General features: G+C 52.6%; 22 protein-coding genes. 7 read left to right on the plus strand and 15 right to left on the minus strand.

From position 1 onward, the window contains the following. Nucleotides 1-47: 47 nt before the first annotated feature. Nucleotides 48-1,661, minus strand: a complete 1,614-nt coding sequence (mppA, locus tag AACU94_RS09720) for a murein tripeptide ABC transporter substrate-binding protein MppA (RefSeq protein ID WP_135489360.1) — start codon at nt 1,659-1,661, stop codon at nt 48-50. Between the two features lie 182 nt (nt 1,662-1,843). On the opposite strand from mppA, the gene mpaA reads away from it, so the two are divergent. Next, complete coding sequence (gene mpaA / locus AACU94_RS09725) at nt 1,844-2,572, plus strand: murein tripeptide amidase MpaA (RefSeq protein WP_135489361.1); 729 nt, start codon at nt 1,844-1,846, stop codon at nt 2,570-2,572. Here mpaA and ycjG read toward each other — a convergent pair. Further along, nucleotides 2,547-3,512, minus strand: a complete 966-nt coding sequence (gene ycjG, locus AACU94_RS09730; RefSeq protein ID WP_130216096.1) for an L-Ala-D/L-Glu epimerase — start codon at nt 3,510-3,512, stop codon at nt 2,547-2,549. The genes mpaA and ycjG overlap by 26 nt on opposite strands. 118 nt (nt 3,513-3,630) lie before the next feature. On the opposite strand from ycjG, the gene tpx reads away from it, so the two are divergent. Next, nucleotides 3,631-4,137 (plus strand): thiol peroxidase, encoded by a 507-nt coding sequence (gene tpx / locus AACU94_RS09735; RefSeq protein ID WP_130216094.1) that lies wholly within the window; start codon nt 3,631-3,633, stop codon nt 4,135-4,137. 44 nt (nt 4,138-4,181) lie between these two features. Here the strand turns inward: tpx and tyrR are convergent, their stop codons facing one another. From tyrR to pspA, 8 genes are all read right to left on the minus strand, one after another. Next, the gene (gene tyrR, locus AACU94_RS09740; protein ID WP_130216092.1) at nt 4,182-5,723 is read right to left on the minus strand and encodes a transcriptional regulator TyrR; all 1,542 of its coding nucleotides are present in this window, start codon (nt 5,721-5,723) and stop codon (nt 4,182-4,184) included. A 146-nt stretch (nt 5,724-5,869) separates the two neighbouring features. Further along, complete coding sequence (locus tag AACU94_RS09745) at nt 5,870-6,931, minus strand: YcjF family protein (RefSeq protein WP_130258939.1); 1,062 nt, start codon at nt 6,929-6,931, stop codon at nt 5,870-5,872. After that, nucleotides 6,928-8,325: a YcjX family GTP-binding protein gene (locus AACU94_RS09750; RefSeq protein ID WP_000825763.1), complete on the minus strand. Its 1,398-nt coding sequence runs from the start codon at nt 8,323-8,325 to the stop codon at nt 6,928-6,930. The genes AACU94_RS09745 and AACU94_RS09750 overlap by 4 nt, the downstream gene beginning before the upstream one ends. A gap of 118 nt (nt 8,326-8,443) precedes the next feature. Beyond that, complete coding sequence (gene pspE / locus AACU94_RS09755) at nt 8,444-8,758, minus strand: thiosulfate sulfurtransferase PspE (RefSeq protein ID WP_135489362.1); 315 nt, start codon at nt 8,756-8,758, stop codon at nt 8,444-8,446. Nucleotides 8,759-8,832: 74 nt separating this feature from the next. Beyond that, the gene (gene pspD, locus AACU94_RS09760; protein WP_096839698.1) at nt 8,833-9,054 is read right to left on the minus strand and encodes a phage shock protein PspD; all 222 of its coding nucleotides are present in this window, start codon (nt 9,052-9,054) and stop codon (nt 8,833-8,835) included. An 8-nt stretch (nt 9,055-9,062) separates the two neighbouring features. After that, nucleotides 9,063-9,422 carry an envelope stress response membrane protein PspC gene (gene pspC / locus AACU94_RS09765; protein ID WP_000907387.1) on the minus strand — a complete coding sequence of 120 codons (360 nt, stop codon included), beginning with the start codon at nt 9,420-9,422 and terminating at the stop codon, nt 9,063-9,065. Then, the gene (pspB, locus tag AACU94_RS09770; RefSeq protein ID WP_001274965.1) at nt 9,422-9,646 is read right to left on the minus strand and encodes an envelope stress response membrane protein PspB; all 225 of its coding nucleotides are present in this window, start codon (nt 9,644-9,646) and stop codon (nt 9,422-9,424) included. Before pspB ends, pspC begins: the two co-directional genes overlap by 1 nt. Before the next feature lie 53 nt (nt 9,647-9,699). Continuing rightward, nucleotides 9,700-10,368, minus strand: a complete 669-nt coding sequence (pspA, locus tag AACU94_RS09775) for a phage shock protein PspA (protein ID WP_000511019.1) — start codon at nt 10,366-10,368, stop codon at nt 9,700-9,702. 166 nt (nt 10,369-10,534) lie between these two features. Between pspA and pspF the strand changes: the two genes are divergently transcribed. Beyond that, nucleotides 10,535-11,512 carry a phage shock protein operon transcriptional activator gene (pspF, locus tag AACU94_RS09780; RefSeq protein ID WP_023154543.1) on the plus strand — a complete coding sequence of 326 codons (978 nt, stop codon included), beginning with the start codon at nt 10,535-10,537 and terminating at the stop codon, nt 11,510-11,512. A gap of 130 nt (nt 11,513-11,642) precedes the next feature. Here pspF and puuE read toward each other — a convergent pair whose 3' ends face one another. The 5 genes from puuE to puuD all read right to left on the minus strand — a co-directional run bounded on the left by puuE (nt 11,643) and on the right by puuD (nt 17,227). Continuing rightward, complete coding sequence (puuE, locus tag AACU94_RS09785) at nt 11,643-12,908, minus strand: 4-aminobutyrate transaminase (protein ID WP_135489363.1); 1,266 nt, start codon at nt 12,906-12,908, stop codon at nt 11,643-11,645. Nucleotides 12,909-12,945: 37 nt separating this feature from the next. Continuing rightward, nucleotides 12,946-14,226, minus strand: a complete 1,281-nt coding sequence (gene puuB / locus AACU94_RS09790; protein WP_088376288.1) for a gamma-glutamylputrescine oxidase — start codon at nt 14,224-14,226, stop codon at nt 12,946-12,948. A 1-nt stretch (nt 14,227) separates the two neighbouring features. Beyond that, a complete protein-coding gene (gene puuC, locus AACU94_RS09795; protein ID WP_135489364.1) occupies nt 14,228-15,715 on the minus strand; it encodes an aldehyde dehydrogenase PuuC in 1,488 nt (495 codons plus the stop codon). A gap of 164 nt (nt 15,716-15,879) precedes the next feature. Next, nucleotides 15,880-16,437 carry an HTH-type transcriptional regulator PuuR gene (gene puuR, locus AACU94_RS09800; protein ID WP_001278727.1) on the minus strand — a complete coding sequence of 186 codons (558 nt, stop codon included), beginning with the start codon at nt 16,435-16,437 and terminating at the stop codon, nt 15,880-15,882. A gap of 25 nt (nt 16,438-16,462) precedes the next feature. Then, nucleotides 16,463-17,227 carry a gamma-glutamyl-gamma-aminobutyrate hydrolase gene (gene puuD / locus AACU94_RS09805; RefSeq protein WP_064527272.1) on the minus strand — a complete coding sequence of 255 codons (765 nt, stop codon included), beginning with the start codon at nt 17,225-17,227 and terminating at the stop codon, nt 16,463-16,465. Nucleotides 17,228-17,438: 211 nt separating this feature from the next. On the opposite strand from puuD, the gene puuA reads away from it, so the two are divergent. The 4 genes from puuA (at nt 17,439) to AACU94_RS09825 (ending at nt 20,925) form a co-directional block, all read left to right on the plus strand. Next, nucleotides 17,439-18,857, plus strand: coding sequence for a glutamate-putrescine ligase (gene puuA / locus AACU94_RS09810; protein ID WP_135489365.1), 1,419 nt, complete (start codon nt 17,439-17,441; stop codon nt 18,855-18,857). A gap of 148 nt (nt 18,858-19,005) precedes the next feature. Next, a complete protein-coding gene (locus tag AACU94_RS09815) occupies nt 19,006-19,170 on the plus strand; it encodes a YmjE family protein (RefSeq protein WP_130216151.1) in 165 nt (54 codons plus the stop codon). Continuing rightward, nucleotides 19,160-20,545 carry a putrescine/proton symporter PuuP gene (gene puuP / locus AACU94_RS09820; protein ID WP_000996861.1) on the plus strand — a complete coding sequence of 462 codons (1,386 nt, stop codon included), beginning with the start codon at nt 19,160-19,162 and terminating at the stop codon, nt 20,543-20,545. The genes AACU94_RS09815 and puuP overlap by 11 nt, the downstream gene beginning before the upstream one ends. Nucleotides 20,546-20,679: 134 nt before the next feature. Next, nucleotides 20,680-20,925 (plus strand): YmjA family protein, encoded by a 246-nt coding sequence (locus AACU94_RS09825; protein ID WP_130208809.1) that lies wholly within the window; start codon nt 20,680-20,682, stop codon nt 20,923-20,925. Nucleotides 20,926-20,977: the final 52 nt, after the last annotated feature.

Below are 20,977 nucleotides of genomic sequence, written 5' to 3' on the forward strand. Positions count from 1 at the left end.
CGGGGTTGTTAAATCTGGCGCGCATAAACGCGCCAGATGACATCATATTAATGCTTCACAATATACATTGTGCGGCTATAGGCCACATCTTCCGGGTTATTAATTGGATAACCTTTCAACCACGGTTTGATTAATCGCCCATTGGTATACTGGTAAATCGGTGCAATAGGCGCTTGTTCTATGAGAATTTTCTCTGCCGCGTTGTAATCAGCATTGCGCGCTTTAACGGTATTTTCAGTCGATGCCTGGGCCAGCACTTTATCGTATGCCGGATTATTAAAACGTGAAATATTTCCCGAGTGCGTTGACGTTAACAGCGTCAGGAAGGTAGACGGTTCATTATAGTCCCCAACCCATGATGCGCGGATAACGTCAAAATTACCGGTGTTACGGCTATCGATATAAGTTTTCCATTCCTGATTTTGCAATTTGACGTCCACACCGAGATTCTTTTTCCACATCGATGCTACGGCAATCGCAATTTTCTGATGGTTTTCTGAAGTGTTATACAACAGCGTCAGCTTCAGCGGTTTTTGCGGACCATAACCGGCTGCGCTCAACAAAGTTTTTGCCTGCGCATTCAGTTCTTCCTGACTCATTTGTTCAAACGGCGAAGGCTCCGGCGTAAATCCGGCAGTAACATCTGGCGTAAAATGCCATGCTGGTTTTTCACCGGTGCCTAATACTTTTTCCGTCATCAGGCGGCGGTCAATCGTCATACTTAATGCCAAACGAACGCGTTGATCTGCCGTCGGACCTTTTTGCGTATTGAAGGCATAATAATAAGTCCCCAGCTGCGGCGGTGTATAAACCTGCCCTGGAATATCCTTCAACAGCTTTTGATACATATTTTTCGGGAAGGACTCAGTGATATCAATATCACCTGCAAGATAACGTTTCGTGGCAGCGGACTCCTGGTTAATCGGCAGGAAAGTCACTTTTTGCAGTACCGTTTTTGCGTTATCCCAATAATGGGTATTCGGTACAACCACCAGCTTTTCATTCACTACGCGTTCTTTAAGCACATATGCGCCGTTGCCGATAAGTTTCCCTGGTTTTGTCCAATCTTTACCGCTTTCAACGTTGGCTTTTTGCACCGGGAAGAAGGCAAAGTTGGCCGTCAAATTAACAAACCACGGCAATGGCTTATCAAGCTGGATTTTCAGGGTATGGGCATCAACGGCAGTGACGCCAAGTTGGCCAGGCGTGGCTTTACCATCAATAATCGCCTGAGCATTGTTTACCCCCGCCAGCGCGGCAAACCAGGCAAATGGGGACAACGTTTTCGGGTCTACCAGACGTTGCCAGCTATAGACAAAATCCTGCGCTGTAACCGGTGTGCCGTCTGCCCATTTAGCATCATCGCGCAGGGTAAAGGTCCAGATACGGTTGTCATTACTTTTCCACCGGGTGGCGACGCCGGGGACAATCTCCCCTTTTTCATTCTGATTCACGAGTCCTTCAAACAAATCGCGAATCACCTGAATCTCCGGCAAACCAACCGCTTTCGCGGGATCCAATGATGCAGGCTCATCCTTAATATGACGCACCAGCTCCTGCTTGTCTGCCAGTACTGTGCCGCCCGGAACATCAGCAGCATACGAAAGAGAAATGCTGCTGACTAACAGCGCACAACAAGTTACTGAAACAGAGTGCTTCATAAGTTACCCTCAAACCGACGTTAATATTGATGCGTAATTATTTGTTTCTCCTTGAAGAAATGCAAACAACTTCCGGCAAAAAAGTGATACAAGATCGATAACATATCGTTGTCGAAAAGGATTTGATAATCCACAAAATTTGCACAACACTGCCTGTAATACTTCTATTGTCAGAGACGATTATGACCGTGACTCGCCCACGCGCCGAACGGGGCGCTTTCCCCCCAGGAACTGAACATTACGGACGTTCATTATTGGGCGCGCCGCTGCTCTGGTTTCCCGCCCATGCCGCCAATAGCGAAAGTGGTTTGATTCTTGCGGGTACCCACGGCGATGAGAATTCTTCCGTCGTCGCCCTCTCCTGCGCATTACGCACATTAACACCGTCTCTGCGCCGCCATCATGTTGTGCTGTGTGTGAATCCCGACGGTTGCCAGTTGGGTCTACGTGCCAATGCCAATGGTGTGGATTTAAACCGAAACTTTCCCGCGGCGAACTGGAAGGAAGGAGAAACGGTTTATCGCTGGAACAGCGCCGCCGAAGAGCGCGACGTTGTTTTGCTGACCGGAGATAAACCAGGCTCTGAACCTGAAACCCAGGCGTTATGCCAGCTCATTCATCGCATTCAACCCGCCTGGGTCGTCTCGTTCCACGATCCTCTGGCATGTATTGAAGATCCCAGACACAGTGAATTAGGTGAATGGCTGGCTCAGGCGTTTGAATTGCCGCTGGTAACCAGCGTCGGCTACGACACCCCCGGTTCCTTTGGCAGTTGGTGTGCAGACCTGAACTTACACTGTATCACTGCTGAGTTTCCCCCCATCTCCGCCGATGAGGCCAGCGAAAAATATCTTTTTGCGATGGCGAATTTACTGCGCTGGCATCCTAAAGATGCAATTCGCCGGTCGTAAACTGAAGAGCCGGTTCCACATCCACCGCCAGCCAGGTCGGCCCGTCGAGATCGGCGAAGCTGACCTGCGGCGCCAGCGGTAATGCTGCGCTAATGGCGCGTGAGGTGCATAACATGCAGCCCAACATCAGGCTGAAACCTTGTGCACGCGCTTCTGTTGCCAGCGCCAACGCTTCCGTCAGGCCGCCGGTTTTATCAAGCTTGATATTAACCATCTCATAGCGCCCTTTCAGCGCCTTCAGGTTGCTACGGGTATGACAACTTTCATCTGCGCAAATGGGCAATGGATGAATAAAATTCTCCAGCGCTGCATCGTCCTGAGCCGGCAGCGGTTGCTCCAGCATTGCGACGCCTAGATCGGCGAGCAGCTGGCATCGAGCCGCCAGTCCTTCCGCACGCCAGGATTCATTAGCATCAACAATTAACGTCGCATCCGGCACTGCCGCGCGAATCGCCACCATCCGCTCGCTGATAAGATGATTATCCAACTTCACTTTTAGCAGCTTAGCCCCAGCCTGCCATAATGCTGCGGCACTGCCTGCCATCTGATCCGGCGTACCGATCACTACGGTCTGCGCAGTGGTGATCGTTTCAGGAAGAGAGATACCGGTAAATACAGCCAGCGTCTGCTGCTGTTGTCTTGCGGCCAGATCCCACAGCGCACAATCCAGCGCATTACGCGCCGCACCGGCAGGCAGAACTTTTTGCAACTCTGCGCGCGTCAGCCCTTTTTCCAGTTGTGGGACTACGCTCATTATTTGCGCCATAACTGAGGCATCACTTTCGCCATAGCGCGGATAAGGCGTACATTCGCCCGTACCTTTGACGCCATCTTCTTCCAGTTCAACCACCACCACGCGCGCTTCACTGCGGCTTCCCCGCGCAATAACAAACGGGGTATGTAACGGCCAGGCTTCCTCAAATACCTTAACGGTTCTCATCTTTACTCCTTGTTGCCGCGGTGGTCTGCGGATTAAGCGCAAATAGCGATTGCTGTGTTATTGACAGTTAGCATAAACTAGGCGTGACGTTAACTATATGTAAACAGGAAAGATAATCATGTCACAAATCGTTCATTTCCAGGGCAACCCGGTTACAGTCGCCAATTCCATCCCGCAAGCGGGTAGCAAAGCGCAGACTTTTACTCTCGTGGCAAAAGATCTGTCTGACGTCACCCTCGGTCAGTTTGCAGGTAAACGCAAAGTGCTGAACATTTTCCCGAGCATTGATACCGGTGTTTGCGCCGCATCAGTACGTAAGTTTAACCAACTGGCAACCGAAATCGACAACACGGTTGTGCTGTGCATTTCCGCCGATCTGCCGTTTGCCCAGTCTCGTTTCTGCGGCGCGGAAGGTCTGAACAACGTTATCACTCTCTCCACTTTCCGTAACGCTGAATTCCTGCAAGCTTACGGCGTTGAGATCGCTGAAGGTCCACTGAAAGGTCTGGCGGCACGTGCGGTTGTCGTAATTGATGAAAATGATAATGTGATTTTCAGCCAGCTGGTAAATGAAATCACCACCGAGCCGGATTACGAAGCAGCTCTCTCGGTACTGAAAGCGTAAATTATTATGCCTGATGGTATTGCGCCATCAGGCATTTATCCCACTTATTCTTCGTTCTTCTTCTGGCTCAATCCATATTCCCGCAATTTGTTGGCAATCGCGGTGTGTGAAACGCCCAAACGTTTTGCCAGTTTGCGCGTACTGGGGTAATTGCGATAAAGCTGGGTTAATACCGAACGTTCAAAACGGCTGGTGATTTCGTCCAGCGAACCTTCCATTGCATCTTCACCAACGGCTACAGTTGCAGCGTCATAATCCGGCAGCAAAATATCCTGCGGACGCAGTTCATAACCTTCCAGTTGCGTCAGTGCGCGGTAAATGGCGTTTTTCAACTGCCGCACGTTACCCGGCCATGCATAACGCGTGAGCACAGTATTTAGATCTGCAGCTAATTTCGGACGCGGCACGCCCTGCTCGTCAGCAAATCGGGCAACAAATAGCTCGGTTAACGGCATGATGTCCTGCGGACAGTCCCGCAGCGGCGGCAGATTTAACGTCAGCACGTTCAGACGATAATAGAGATCTTCGCGGAACACGCCTTTTTGCACCAGCTCGACCAGATTCTTCTGCGTCGCGCAAATTACCCGCACATCCACATGCACTTCGTGGTCTTCCCCTACTCGACGGAAAGTGCCATCGTTGAGAAAACGCAATAATTTTGCCTGCATTCGTGGCGACATCTCGCCAATCTCATCCAGCAAAACCGAACCGCCGTTCGCCTGTTCAAAGAATCCTTTTTTCCCCTCCGGCGCATGCCCGAAGAGTTCGCTCTCAACAGCATCTTCTGGAATAGAAGCACAGTTCAGCGCCAGATAAGGTTTACTCGCACGCGGGCTTGCCTGATGACAAGCGTAAGCAAAGAGATCTTTACCCGTGCCGGTATCACCCGTGATCAGCAGCGGTGCGCTTAACATTGCTAACTTTTGCGCCTGCTCTACCGCATGCTTCATTTTAGGACTGATGGCGACAATCTGACTGAAGGCGCTGACATCCTGGGCAGCCACATTTTGCAACTGACGGCCCATACGGATTGTTGAGCGCAGCATCACTACCGCACCGGTCAGGACATGCTGGTCGTTTTCATCCTGAAGATAGACAGGCGTTATTTCCATCAGGAAATTTTGTCCATTAATCACTACATGTTCGTTATGCGAATCCTGCGGGTCGCTCTCAAGCCAACGTAAAAAATTAAATCCGTTAATCAATTGCGCAGCGGTATGATTACGTAAGCGCTCCAGTTTTTGCCCGAATAGCTGACAGCTCGCCGGATTTGCCATGTCCACCTTGCTTTTCATATCGACAGAAAGCACGGGTTCAGGCAATGCTTCAAGCAATGCGCTCAACGCCTGATGTTCTCGCTCGGAAGGCATCCACGGCACAGTGCGCACATCGGTAACGCCCGCAATACGGCGTATTTCCGCCATCAAACTGCTGAAACTGTCAAAATCCAGTTCGGCAAAATTCAGGTAAATCCGCCCGATTGGGTCAATCTCAATACCGCGTAAATCGATGCCTCTTAGCACCAGTAGGTCGAGCAATTCGCGGGTCAGACCGAGTCGGTCTTCACAAAAGACTTCCAGACGCATGGGAACCTTCACATGAAAAAGAACAATAAATATGATGATATGACACTATTCGAGTAGCAGGAAGGTTTCTGTCAACAAACATTGACACAACGATGGATAAACGGGCACTTCGGCGTAAAGCTATCCGATCAGCGCCCGAATGTGCACTATTTTTCGCCGGACGTTTTGCTCTTTTGTAACGTCTCTTTTACCTGACCGATGAGCTGACGACGGAAATCACCCAAACGTGGTTTGTCATTGTCAATCCACGGCAGCGGGCGGCAAAGTTCCATCGCTTTGATCCCCAGTCGTGCGGTCAGTAACCCGGCACCTATTCCCTGAGCGGCGCGAGTAGACAAGCGCGCGGCGAGATCCTGCGACATCCAGTCCATCCCCACTTCACGCACCAGTTCGCTGGCACCCGCGAAAGCGATATTCAGCAAGACCAGTTTAAACAGGCGCAGACGGCTGTAATACCCCAGTTCAATGCCATACAGCGTGGCGATGCGATTAATCAAACGCAGATTGCGCCAGGCGATAAACGCCATGTCCACCAGCGCCAGCGGGCTGACCGCAATCATCAACGTCGATTCCGCCGCCGAACGACTGATTTCGCGCCGCGCCTGGGCATCTAAAATCGGCTGGACCAGGTGAGCATACAAACTAACCACTTCACGATCGTTCTGCGTTTCATGGATTGAGGCATACCAGCGTTGCAGCGCCGGATGTGACTGATCGATTCCCGCCTGCTGCGCCAGTTTTTCGCAAAATGCGCGGCCTTTACCCGTGCCGTGGCTGTGCAACAAATCGCGCGCTTCGTCGCGTTCGTGCGCACGCTGGCGCAAGCGCCATAAGCGCCGCCACTCTGTTACCACAGAACCTACGCCAGCACCGATAATCAATGCCCCAGCGGCACATCCACCCAACGCTACCCAGTCCTGGGTTTGCCAGGCATTCATTGTCCACTGCACGCCCTGACCGACAACGCTTGCGCCAAACAGAGCCAGCCCGCCCATCACCATTTTGCGCCACAGACTGCGTTTCGGACGTAACGCGGCATCCATTACCGCTTCGACTTGCCCCTCTTCTTCCTGCGCTTCGTCGAGCGTTGCCGGGGCAAAATTTTGCGCCTGATTTTCGTCAAAGGTCTGCTGCGCCCTGAATTTTGGACTCTGATCGACCTCCAGCGGACCGTCGAAATCAATACGTGGTTTTAACGGTTCGGTCATCGCAATTTATCTCCTATTAAAAATTCCAGCGCAGCATCAAGACGAATATGCGGTAGCGGTTTGTCGACATCCATTACCTGCGGACGAAACGCTTCAAACTGGAAGCCTTGCTTATCCCAGAACGCCTGACCGGGCAAACGTGCGGGAACTTCGCCAGGATAAACAGTGAGCGGTGCGCCATCGCTGAGTCGATTACCGCGCAGCGCCGGGATTTTCTCACCGTTAACATCAATAATGCCGCTGGTGGTCGCCTGAACTGACGCCAGCCCCAGGCAGTCCATGCTGATCCCTTCGAACGCCGCATTTTGCCAGGCATCCTGAATCAGTTGTTGCAGTAATGAAACCATATTGGCGTGCTGATCGATGGTCACATGGTCCGCTTTAGTGGCAGCAAACAATAGCTTATCGATAACCGGCGAAAACAAACGCCGGAACAGGGTACGCTGCCCGTAGTGGAAACTTTGCATCAGCTGCGTCAGCGCCAGACGCATATCATTAAATGCCTGTGGCCCACTGTTGAGAGGTTGCAGGCAATCCACCAGCACAATCTGGCGGTCAAAGCGCAGAAAATGATTCTTATAGAACCCCTTCACCACTTTCTCGCAGTAATAATTAAACCGCTCGCGCAGCATTCCGGCGTTGGTGTGTTTATCAGCCTGCGCCAGTTTGGACTCTCCCCAGGCATCGACATCTGGCCATGGGAAGAATTGCAGCGCGGGCGCTCCTGCCATATCGCCAGGCAAAACAAAGCGCCCTGGCTGAATAAAGTGCAGCCCCTGCTGTTTACAGTGGTGGAGATAATCGGTCCACGCGGCGGCAATGTCTGCCAGTCGGTTTTCGTCGGCAGGCGCTAACGGATCCAGGCCTTCGCACATCATTCGCCATTTCGCCGACCATTCGCCGCGCTGACCATTGAGTAAGCCCGTCATCTGCCGCGACCAACTTAAGTAATCTTGTGCCAGCATCGGCAGGTCGAGCAGCCATTCGCCGGGATAATCCACAATCTCCAGATACAGCGTAGAGGTATCTTTGAAGTGACGCAGCAGTGAATCATTCGATTTAAAACGTAGCGCCAGGCGGATTTCACTGACGCCGCGCGTTGGCGTCGGCCAGGCGGGAGGATCGCCATATAACTGCGCCAGCCCTTCATCATAGGTGAAGCGCGGAATGCCAAAGTCACGCTGGGGAATGCGTTTTACGCCCAGCAGGCGCTCTTCACGCACCGCACTTAATAGCGGCAAACGTGCTCCGGCATGAATATTGAGCAACTGATTAACCATCGCGGTGATAAACGCTGTTTTGCCGCTGCGGCTAAGTCCGGTTACAGCGAGGCGCAGATGTCTGTCGACACCCCGATTCACCAGCGCATTGAGTTCATTTTTAAGTCGCTTCATTGCTGTCCTGTGCCAGAAAGCCGTAGAAAGGATTAGATACTGGAGATAATAATGTGGGTTAATTTTGATTTATCAAATGAATAAGCGGCGTTATTTACACCGCTCAGGCAATAATTTGTTAACCTTTGACCTTCGGCATTTCGATATCTTTCAGGCCTCCGACGTTCTCAACGTGGATATATCCCATCTCGTTGAGGATCTCTTTTGCCTGCCCGGACTGGCGTCCGGCGTTGCAATACACTTTCACGGTGTCGTTTTTATCCGGAACGGCGGTGGCAATGCGCTCTTTCACTTCCTTCAGGGGAATATTGATGGCCCCCTGAACGTGCTCTTGCTGATACTGCTCTGGAACACGAACATCTATCCAGTGTTCAGCGGCGAAAACAGGCAGTGAAAACACCAGAGTCAGAGCAAGTAAGCCTTTTTTAAACATATAAGTGTCCTTCTATGGATGAAAATTGCCATCCATTATACGCCTGAGATCTAACAATTTTTGCGGAACTCCCCTCACCTTTTATAACGCTGCGCCAGTTTATTGGCAGCCCGACTTAATAGCGGTTCCAGCGCCACAGCCAGCAACATTTTCAGCGGTCGGCGAGCAACTGATTTTATCGCCCAACCAGCCACACCCGCCGGGCCATAGCGCAGTGCGGTAAGAAGTACCAGCTTGCCTGCTAATTTGAAACCAGGCTTCATCTTTTGCCCGGCCTGTTGCCAGCGAGTATTCATAACTTTCCTCACAGTTGACGGAAACGACTACGTAGCGTGAAGGTGTCGGAAGTGACATAACGTTCCATCTCGCGTAAACGCGTTTCACTGGCCGCCAGTTCACGGTCGACTTCATCCAGCAATTCGCTGCTGGAAGGTAGCTGCTCACCAAAGGCCATGTTGTCAGGCATTGGATCAAGCGCAAATGACAAAATGATGTAAGCAACAAGGGTAAACAGCGCCAGGCCGAAGAAAATCGACAGCACCACCAGAATACGTACCAGTTTTACCGGTACATCAAAATAGTTAGCAATCCCGGCACAGACCCCGCGAACCATGCCCTGTTGTGGAATACGCCATAATTTTTTATTGAGATTAATACCCGCCATTAGCGATCCCTCCAGTTCGGATGTTCAGCATCAAGAATGGATTCCAGCGCCTGAATACGCTCGCGCATCCGTTTTGCTTCATCAGCCAGTTGCGCTAATCGCTGTTGTTCGCTTTGCGAAAGCTCTCCACGACTGGAGCGGTTGCTGTAATGCAGCCATAACCAAATTGGTAAAACAAACAGCACAAAGATGGTTAACGGAATAGCCAGAAATAGCGCGCTCATAAGTACTCCTTAAGGGATGAGCGGCGGCGTGTTCGGACGCCGCCTGGATGTTATTATTGATTGTCTTGCTTCATTTTGGCTTTTAATTGTGCCAGTTGCTCGCTGATTGCATCATCAGCTTTCAGCTCGGCAAACTGATCATCCAGCGATTTTTGTTTGCCGAAACTGTGGCTTTCCGCTTCTGCTTCCATCTGGTCGATACGGCGCTCGAAAGATTCGAAACGGGCCATCGCTTCATCCAGTTTGCCACTGTCCAACTGACGACGCACATCGCGCGACGAGTTTGCGGCCTGATGACGCAACATCAATGCCTGCTGGCGAGCACGAGTTTCGCTCAATTTGTTTTCCAACTCGCCAATCTCTTTCTTCATACGCACCAGCGTATCGTCCACCAGCGTCACTTCATGTTCCAGGGACTTAATCAGATCGGTCAGTTTCTGCTTTTCAATTAACGCCGCACGCGCCAGGTCTTCTCTATCTTTCAGCAGCGCCAGTTCGGCTTTTTCCTGCCACTCAACTTCACGCGCCGACGCTTGTTCAATACGGCGAGTCAGCTGTTTCTTTTCCGCCAGCGCACGTGCCGAAGTAGAACGCACTTCAACCAGCGTGTCTTCCATTTCCTGGATCATCAGACGCACCAGTTTCTGCGGATCTTCCGCTTTCTCTAACAGAGCGTTGATGTTGGCATTCACGATGTCGGCAAAGCGAGAAAAAATACCCATAATGTTGTCCTCTTGATTTCTTCGTTCAGGATTGTCCTGCTGAACTGTTAATACAATTTGCGTGCCAATTTTTTATCTTTTTGATTTATAAAGATCTGATTGAAGATTCAACAGCAACATGCCAGGATGAATTAGCGAATTACACTAACAAGTGGCGAATTTCATCATGGCAGAATACAAAGATAATTTACTCGGTGAGGCGAACAGCTTTCTCGAAGTGCTGGAACAGGTTTCGCATCTCGCACCGCTGGACAAACCGGTGCTCATCATCGGCGAGCGCGGAACAGGTAAAGAGCTGATCGCCAGCCGTCTGCATTATCTCTCCTCTCGTTGGCAAGGGCCGTTTATTTCCCTTAACTGCGCGGCGTTAAATGAAAATCTGCTGGATTCCGAACTGTTTGGTCACGAAGCGGGTGCGTTTACCGGTGCGCAAAAACGTCATCCAGGGAGATTTGAACGTGCCGACGGCGGTACGCTATTTCTTGATGAACTCGCTACAGCACCGATGATGGTGCAGGAAAAATTATTGCGCGTGATTGAGTACGGTGAACTGGAGCGCGTTGGCGGCAGCCAGCCATTACAGGTGAATGTACGGTTGGTATGCGCGACGAATGCCGATCTCCCGGCGATGGTCAATGAAGGTACTTTTCGCGCTGACCTGCTCGACCGGCTGGCTTTCGATGTAGTGCAACTGCCACCACTGCGCGAGCGCGAAAGCGACATTATGTTGATGGCAGAACACTTTGCCATCCAGATGTGTCGGGAAATCAAGCTGCCTCTGTTCCCGGGTTTTACCGAGCACGCCAGAGAAACATTGCTGAATTATCGCTGGCCGGGAAATATTCGTGAATTGAAAAACGTGGTGGAACGTTCAGTGTATCGCCACGGCACCAGCGATTATCCGCTTGATGACATCATTATTGATCCCTTTAAACGGCGTCCACCTGAAGAAGCCATCGCCGTTTCAGAAACCACCTCGCTTCCGACGCTGCCGCTGGATTTACGTGAGTTTCAAATGCAGCAGGAAAAAGAGTTGCTGCAACTCAGTTTGCAACAAGGGAAATATAACCAGAAACGCGCAGCTGAATTGCTGGGGTTAACCTACCATCAGTTCCGCGCGTTGTTGAAAAAGCACCAGATTTAGCGAAGTTGGGCAATGCGATTCGCCGGATGCGGCGTGAACGCTTTATCCGGCATACATAATCAATACGTCGTTTGCAGGCCTGATAAGCGCAGCGCATCAGGCCTTATTGTGTTGACCCTGCTTATGCGTATTAATCTCTCAGCGCATCCTGCAAAATTTTCATTGCCGCATCGAATTGCGCATCCGGGATGGTCAGCGGATACAGGAAACGAATCACGTTGCCATACGCGCCGCAGGTCAGCAGTAGCAGCCCCTGCGCCAGCGCGCGTTGCTGGATTTTCTGTGCAATCGCCGCTGACGGTTCGCCCGTTTGCGGATCGTTAAACTCTGCCGCAATCATCGACCCCAGACCGCGTACCGCAGCAATGGCCGTAACGCTTTCTTTAGCATCAATCAGCGTTTGCGTCAGACGCTGGCCCAGTTGATTCGCGCGTTCGCAGAGTGATTCTTTGTCGATAATGTTGAGCACCGCGTGCGCGGCAGCCACCGCCAGCGGGTTCCCGGCGTAGGTGCCGCCAAGCCCGCCCGGCGCGGGCGCGTCCATAATATTCGCGTTACCGACCACGCCCGAAAGCGGCATCCCGCCCGCGAGGCTTTTCGCCATCGTCATTAAATCCGGCTTATCGCCGTAGTGATCCATCGCAAACAGCTTACCGGTACGCGCAAAACCGCTTTGCACTTCATCGGCAATCATCACAATGCCATGCTCGTCGCACAGGCGGCGAATCGCAGAAACCAACTCTTTTGGCGCCACGTTAAAACCGCCTTCGCCCTGCACCGGTTCGAAAATAATCGCCGCCACCTGCTTCGCTTCAATGTCCGATTTAAACAAGCGTTCGATGGCATCAAGGGAATCTTGCGTCGAAATGCCATGCAGTTCTGACGGATACGGCACGTGATACACCGAACCGGGGAACGGGCCGAAGCCGATTTTGTACGGCGCGACTTTTCCGGTCAGCGCCATGGTCATATACGTGCGACCGTGGAAGCCGCCGCTAAACGCAATCACGCCAGGGCGTCCGGTATGGGCGCGGGCGATTTTCACCGCATTTTCCACCGCTTCCGCGCCGGTGGTGAAGAACGCGGTTTTAGCCTGCCCGCTCACCGGGGCAAGGGCGTTAATTTTCTCCGCCAGCGTGACGTAGCTTTCGTACGGCACAATCTGGTACGCGGTGTGGGTAAACTGTTGCAGTTGCTGCTCCACCGCTGCGACCAGTTCAGGGTGGCGATGCCCGGTATTCAGCACCGCAATGCCTGCGGCGAAATCGATGTACTCGTTGCCCTCAACATCCTTCAGCGTGGCGTTTTCAGCCGACTGGGCGAAGAAGTTACACATCACGCCAACCCCGCGCGGGGTGGCAGAAAGACGACGCTGATGGAATTCATTGTTGCTCATGTTTCACACCTTTTGACTCTTCACGGTTAATCGGAAATTAAACGCCCAGACGATCGCGCAGGCTGTAATAAGCCGCGCCCATCGCGGTAAACGGTACGCGCAGCGTGCGCCCGCCGGGGAACGGGTAATGCGGCAGATTGGCGAAGGCGTCGAAACGCTCGGCGTCACCGCGCAGCAGTTCGGCAATCAAGCGCCCTGCAAGATGGGTACAGGTCACGCCGTGGCCGCTGTAGCCCTGCATGTAATAGATGTTGGTATCGAGGCGACCAAACTGCGGCATACGCGACAGGGTCAGCAGGAAGTTGCCCGTCCAGCGGTAATCAATTTTCACGCCCTTCAGCTGCGGGAAGGTTTTCAGCAGTTTCGGCACCACAAGACGCTCAACGTCATCCGGGTCGCGCGCGCCGTACACCACACCGCCGCCGTACAGCAGGCGGTTGTCGGCGGTAAGACGGTAGTAATCAAGCAGATAATTACAGTCTTCAACGCAGTAGTTTTTCGGGATCAGCGAACGGGCTAAATCTTCTGACAGCCGCTCGGTGGTGATCACCTGCGTACCGCACGGCATGCTGCGTTTCGCCAGTTCCGGCTCCACTTTATCGCCCAGGTACGCATTCCCGGCGACAATCACATACTTCGCCGTCACCTGGCCTTTGGCAGTACGCACCACGGCGGGCGTAGTGTGCTGGATCTGAGTCACCGCAGAAAGCTCATACACACGCCCGCCGTTGAGACGAATGGCATCGGCTTCACCAATGGCGAGGTTCAGGGGGTGAATATGCCCGCCGCTGTGATCCAGCAGCGCGCCGGTATAGCGATCGCTGGCGACTTCGCGGCGAATGGCGTTGGCGTCCAGCATCTCCAGCTGTTTATTACCGTAGCGTTCCCAGTTCTCTTTCTGCTCTTCGAGCGTGGCGAGCTGTTTATCATTCATCGCTACAAACAGGCCGCCGGGGCGGTAGTCGCAGTCAATCTGATAACGTTTGATGCGCTCGCGGATGATTTCTCCACCCTCAAACATCATGCTGCCAAGCATACGGGCAGTGTCCATGCCGTAGCTTTTTTCGATAACGTCGATGTCGCGGCTGTAGGAGTTTACAAGCTGGCCGCCGTTGCGCCCGCTGGCGCCAAAGCCGATACGTGAGGCTTCGAGAACCACCACGTCAAAGCCCGCTTCTGCCAGATGCAGCGCGGAGGAAAGCCCGGTATAGCCGCCGCCGACCACGCAAACGTCGCAGGAAATCGACTCATTCAGCGTGTCGAAAGGCGCATATTTATTCGCACTGGCGGCGTAATAACTGCTGGTATGTTCGGTCATTTCAGGCCTCCAGGCTTATCCAGATGGTTTTCAGTTCAGTGAATTTTTCAAGGGCATGCAGGGATTTATCGCGACCGTTGCCGCTCTGCTTATAGCCGCCAAACGGCACGGTCATATCGCCGTCGTTGTAGTTATTGACGAAGACGGAACCGGCTTTCAGGCGGCGGCTCATGCGGTGCGCGCGGGAGAGGTCGCGCGTCCACACCGCCGCGCCGAGCCCGTACTGGCTGTCGTTGGCAAGCTGTAGCGCCTGGTCTTCTGATGTGAAACGCGTGACCACCAACACCGGGCCGAAAATCTCTTCGCGACTTAAGGACGCATTCGGGTCTACATCCACAAAAATGGTCGGGCCGATGGCAGCAGCCAGTTCGGCATTACGACCATCCAGCAGCAGTTGCCCTTTACCTTCGCCTTCACGAATAAAGGTGTGTACCGAGTCGGCGTGGGCGCAGTCGATTAAGGTGCCCATGGTGGTTGCGGGATCAAGTGGATGGCCCGGCTGCCAGTTTTGCGCCTGCTGTTTTAACAGGGCTAAGAATTCATCGGCGATACTCTCTTCCAGCAACAAACGCGTTCCGGCGATGCATACCTGGCCCTGGTTGTAGAAGATGCCTGCGGCGGTGGCGCTCGCCGCTTTTTGCAGATCCGGGCAATCAGCGAAAACGATGTTTGCGCTTTTGCCGCCCGCTTCCAGCCAGACGCGTTTCATGTTGCTGTCACCTGCATCTTTCAGCAGCTGTTTCCCGGTGCGGGTTGAACCAGTAAAGGCAATGGCGTCGATATCGTTATGACGAGACAGCGCCTGGCCCGCTTCATGACCAAAACCCGTCACCACGTTCAACACACCATCCGGCAAGCCTGCCTCTTTCGCCAGCCCGGCGAGACGAATCGCACTGAGCGGTGATTTTTCAGACGGTTTTAGAATCACGCTGTTCCCCGCCGCCAGCGCCGGGCCGAGTTTCCAGCAAGTCAGCAGCAGCGGGAAGTTCCACGGCACGATGGCGGCAATCACGCCGACCGGTTCACGCACGATCATCGCCAGCTCATGGCTACTGGTGGTCGCCACTTCGCCATACACTTTGTCGATCGCTTCGGCGTACCAGCGAATGGCGCGCGCCGCGCCGGGAATATCATCACGCAGACTGTGACGAATCGGTTTGCCGGTATCGAGAGTTTCCAGCAGTGCCAGCTCTTCGGCGTGGGCTTCCATTAAATCGGCGAGTTTATTCAGCACCGCTTTACGTTTTGCCGGGGCAGCCTGCGACCAGTCACCGCGTTCAAATACGCTGCGCGCCGCACTCACCGCACGGTCAATATCGGCACTCTTGCCGCGCGCAATATTCGCCAGCGGTGCCTGAGTGACGGGGTCAAACGTTTCAAAGGTTTCATTTTCCGCTGCAGCAGAATATTCACCGTTAATAAATAAGCGGGTTTCAATGGCGAGACTTAACGCTTTATCCTGCCAGTAAGCCAGATGATGAAAATTCATTATGACTCCTGTTTCACGTCTATCAGATATATGCAGTTTGTGAACGTCAGGGCGCAGAGATCCCCGGGCGATGAGCCCGTTTATTTCCGGCGACATTCTTTATAGATTGCCTTTATAGCTAGCCGGGTGGCGTTTCGCTTACCCGGCCTATAAAAACAAAAAGATTAAAACGTGGTGGGCGTATGGGCGCTGATAATTCGGCAAATGCCTGCCGACGTATTACTGAAACTGTGCGGGATGCCGGTATTAATGGCATAACTTTGCCCCGCGACGAGGTGGTAATCCTGACCATTAATCGTCAGAACAATTTCACCTTCCAGTACAGTGCCTATTTCCTCACCCTGATGCTTAATTCTTTCCCCAGTGGTTGTGCCCGGCTGGTACGTTTCAAAGATCATCGCCAGCGTGCGATTCGGGTTACCGTTATGCACCAGCTTCATCGACACACCCTGACTGCCCATCTCAATTAAGTCGTCCTGATTAATGACGACCTGCGGTTCATCAGGTTTTTCCGGCTCGGAAAAGAATTCCGAGAGTGACAGACCATACACCTTCAGCAGCTTTTGCAGCGTACTGATGGCAGGACTGACTTTATCTTGTTCTATCGTACTGATAGCACTGTGAGTCAGCCCGGAGAGTTCGGCGGCACGACGTTGTGAAAGCCCCTGCTGCTGGCGGATTTCTGACAAGCGTTTTCCTGGCGCCAGTCCCTCATCACTCATATTTGCATTTCCTTAACTGTAGTGGTCAGAGTCGCTGTTTTTCAGCGATATGGTTCTGACAAGCGGTGATAAAGCCCTCGAACAATATACGCGAAAGCGCGTACTCGCTACTGTTCCATTCCGGGTGCCACTGTACGCCCAGCGCGAAAGGATGATTGATGACGCTCACCGCCTCAACCAGGCCATCCGGTGAGCGAGCTTCAACACGCAACTGCGGGCTAACGACCTTCGCCCCTTGTCCATGCAGAGAGTTTACCCAAAAGTTGCTACATTCAGGTAACAATGCAGACAGTAATCCCCCCTCTTCAACCTGAACTTCGTGCGACGGCGCATATTGCTGCTCCACCGGCAGTTCGGGATCTTCACGATGCTCCAGCAATTCAGGCTGTTCGCACAGTTTGCGATGCAACGAACCACCGGTTGCTACCACCAGTTCCTGTAACCCCCGGCAGATGGCGAAAATGGGGATGCGCCTTTCGAGTGCGGCATTAATTAACGCCATGCTCAGAAGATCACGCCCGGGATCGGCGTCAGGCTCATCGCCGTTTTCACCATATAGGTGCGGCTGCACATTGCTGGGGCTACCTGGAAGATAAATGCCATCGAGTTTAGGCAGCAGTTCTTCAAGTAATGACGGTTCCGCCAGCGCATGTGGCAGCGCAATCGGCAAACCGCCCGCGTGGATGATGGCATTCAGGTACTTTTCTTGCAGAGTCTGGGTCGTATGACCCTTAAGCCTGTTCCTGCACATTACGACACCGATAACCGGATTGTTCATTATATTTTCCATGCTCAATCTCACAAAGTGGACTAAATTATCGCCATTACTGCGGTTTAAATGACCTTTATGTTCAATATTTTTTCAATCTAGCAGTGGGTTTTCATTTTTGCAAACTCAATTTAACATTTGACAAACATTTAGTTTGCATACAGATTCGAATGGTGGTCATTATATTTTACGCTTTGCTAACGAGCGGAAAACAAACCAAAGGCGAAGAATCATGGAAACCAATATCGTTGAAGTAGAGAACTTTGTTCAGCAGTCAGAAGAGAGGCGGGGTAGCGCCTTTACGCAGGAAGTGAAACGCTACCTGGAGCGCTACCCGAATACGCAATATGTTGATGTTTTACTTACCGATTTGAATGGTTGTTTCCGTGGGAAACGCATTCCTGTTTCAAGTCTGCAGAAGCTGGAGAAAGGGTGTTATTTTCCGGCTTCGGTGTTTGCAATGGATATTCTGGGCAATGTCGTAGAAGAAGCGGGCCTGGGTCAGGAAATGGGTGAACCAGATCGTACTTGTGTGCCAATACTCGGTACCTTAACCCCTTCTGCCGCCGATCCAGAGTTTATCGGTCAGATACTCCTGACCATGGTCGATGAAGATGGCGCTCCCTTTGACGTTGAGCCGCGGAACGTACTTAACCGCCTGTGGCAGCAGCTACGCCAGCGCGGATTGTTCCCGGTTGTAGCGGTAGAGCTGGAGTTCTATTTACTGGATCGTCAGCGCGACGCTGAAGGGTATCTGCAACCGCCCTGCGCGCCCGGCACCGATGACCGCAATACACAAAGCCAGGTTTACTCGGTTGATAACCTCAACCACTTCGCCGATGTGCTCAATGATATTGATGAACTGGCGCAGTTACAGTTAATTCCCGCCGACGGTGCGGTCGCCGAAGCCTCGCCGGGTCAGTTTGAAATCAACCTTTACCATACCGATAACGTGCTGGAAGCCTGCGATGATGCGCTGGCGCTAAAACGCCTGGTGCGTCTGATGGCAGAAAAGCATAAGATGCACGCCACTTTTATGGCGAAGCCGTATGAAGAGCACGCGGGCAGCGGGATGCATATCCATATCAGTATGCAAAATAATCGTGGCGAGAACGTGCTTTCTGACGCAGAAGGCGAAGATTCGCCGCTGCTGAAAAAGATGCTCGCCGGGATGATCGACCTGATGCCGTCATCAATGGCGCTGCTGGCGCCGAACGTGAATTCCTATCGCCGCTTCCAGCCAGGCATGTATGTGCCAACGCAGGCGTCGTGGGGCCATAACAACCGCACCGTCGCCCTGCGTATTCCGTGCGGCGATCGTCATAACCACCGCGTGGAATATCGCGTGGCAGGTGCCGATGCCAACCCATATCTGGTGATGGCAGCGATTTTTGCCGGTATTTTGCATGGCCTTGATAACGAACTGCCGTTGCAGGAAGAAGTAGAAGGCAACGGGCTGGAGCAGGAAGGCTTACCCTTCCCGATTCGCCAGAGCGATGCCCTGTGGGAATTTATCAAGAACGATCATTTGCGCCGCTATTTAGGCGAGCGTTTTTGCCATGTGTATCACGCCTGTAAAAATGATGAGTTGTTGCAGTTTGAGCGCCTCATCACAGAAACAGAAATTGAGTGGATGTTGAAAAACGCATAGTACCCCTTGCGGGGTTGTTTCATCGGCCTGAGCGGAGCCAGGCCTGACATTTGCTGGTAATCCAGACATTTCCCGGATGTCGCGTTATGGAGCGCAGGCGGCAACGGGCTTCCGTTAACGATTAAGACTGTGACGAGGAAATGAGATGATGCCGATGATTAAATCCCCGCATGGCGAGGGAGGCTGCGTGTGCGCCCTCCCTGCGACTGACTGGACTCCGCCCCCTTTGCTTCCCTTGCTAAAAAGGTTTGATTTCAGGTCGACACGACCGCAAACCTTATTACGCAGGGGAGGCAGCAATTATGGCTATTAATTCACCACTGAATATTGCTGCGCAACCTGGCAAAACCCGTCTGCGAAAATCATTGAAGTTGTGGCAGGTGGTGATGATGGGTCTGGCCTATCTCACGCCAATGACCGTGTTCGATACGTTTGGCATCGTTTCCGGTATTAGCGACGGTCACGTTCCGGCATCGTATTTGCTGGCGCTGGCGGGCGTGCTGTTTACCGCTATCAGCTACGGCAAACTGGTTCGCCAGTTCCCGGAGGCCGGTTCGGCCTATACCTACGCGCAAAAGTCGATTAACCCGCACGTCGGTTTTATGGTCGGCTGGTCATCGCTGCTGGATTACCTCTTTTTGCCGATGATCAACGTCTTGTTGGCGAAGATCTATCTCTCCGCCCTCTTCCCGGAAGTGCCACCGTGGGTGTGGGTGGTGACGTTCGTCGCCATCTTAACTGCCGCGAACCTGAAGAGCGTCAACCTGGTCGCCAACTTCAATACCCTGTTTGTGCTGGTGCAAATCTCCATCATGGTGGTGTTTATCTTCCTGGTGGTTCAGGGACTGCATAAAGGAGAAGGCGTTGGCACCGTCTGGTCACTTCAGCCGTTTATCAGCGAGAACGCGCACCTGATCCCGATTATTACCGGGGCGACGATCGTCTGTTTCTCGTTCCTCGGTTTCGATGCAGTGACCACACTTTCGGAAGAGACGCCAGACGCCGCACGCGTGATCCCGAAAGCCATCTTCCTGACGGCGGTCTACGGTGGCGTTATCTTTATCGCGGCGTCGTTCTTTATGCAGCTGTTCTTTCCCGATATCAGCCGTTTTAAAGACCCGGACGCCGCACTGCCTGAAATTGCGCTGTACGTCGGCGGCAAGCTGTTCCAGTCGATTTTCCTCTGCACTACGTTTGTGAACACGTTAGCGTCTGGCCTGGCATCACACGCCAGCGTGTCGCGTCTGTTGTATGTGATGGGGCGTGACAATGTGTTCCCGGAGCGCGTGTTTGGCTATGTGCACCCGAAATGGCGGACTCCGGCACTGAACGTCATTATGGTCGGGATTGTCGCGATGTCGGCGCTGTTCTTTGATTTAGTTACCGCCACAGCGTTAATTAACTTCGGCGCGTTGGTAGCGTTTACCTTCGTTAACCTGTCGGTGTTCAACCACTTCTGGCGGCGCAAAGGAATGAATAAAAGCTGGAAGGAACACTTCCACTATTTATTAATGCCGCTGGTTGGCGCACTGACGGTGGGCGTGCTGTGGATTAACCTCGAAGCCACCTCGCTGACGCTGGGTCTGGTATGGGCTTCGTTGGGCGGCGCATATTTGTGGTATTTGATCCGCCGCTATCGCAAAGTGCCGTTGTATGAGGGTGACAGAACGCCGGTGAGCGAAACGTAATATCCAGGATGCACGGCGCATTATCCTGCCTGAGGGTAATGCGCCGCGCCATTAACTATAAAAAGATGTATGACCCGGATCACGAGTGCTATCATCCGCCCTTATGCTTAGCGCATTAACTCCAGGGGCAAACAATGAACCACGATATCCCATTAAAATATTTCGATATTGCCGATGAATACGCAACTGAATGCGCAGAACCTGTCGCAGACGCAGAACGCACACCGCTGGCCCATTACTTCCAGTTACTACTCACCCGTTTGATGAACAATGAAGAGATCAGCGAAGAAGCCCAGCATGACATGGCCGCTGAAGCGGGGATTAATCCCGCGCGCATTGATGAAATCGCAGAGTTTTTGAATCAATGGGGTAATGAATAATTATTTAATTGCAGACGCTCGGTCAGTATCGTTGCCCGGATAAAGCGTTCAC

The sequence above is a fragment of the Escherichia sp. E4702 genome, from assembly GCF_963883545.1.
GTDB lineage: Bacteria > Pseudomonadota > Gammaproteobacteria > Enterobacterales > Enterobacteriaceae > Escherichia.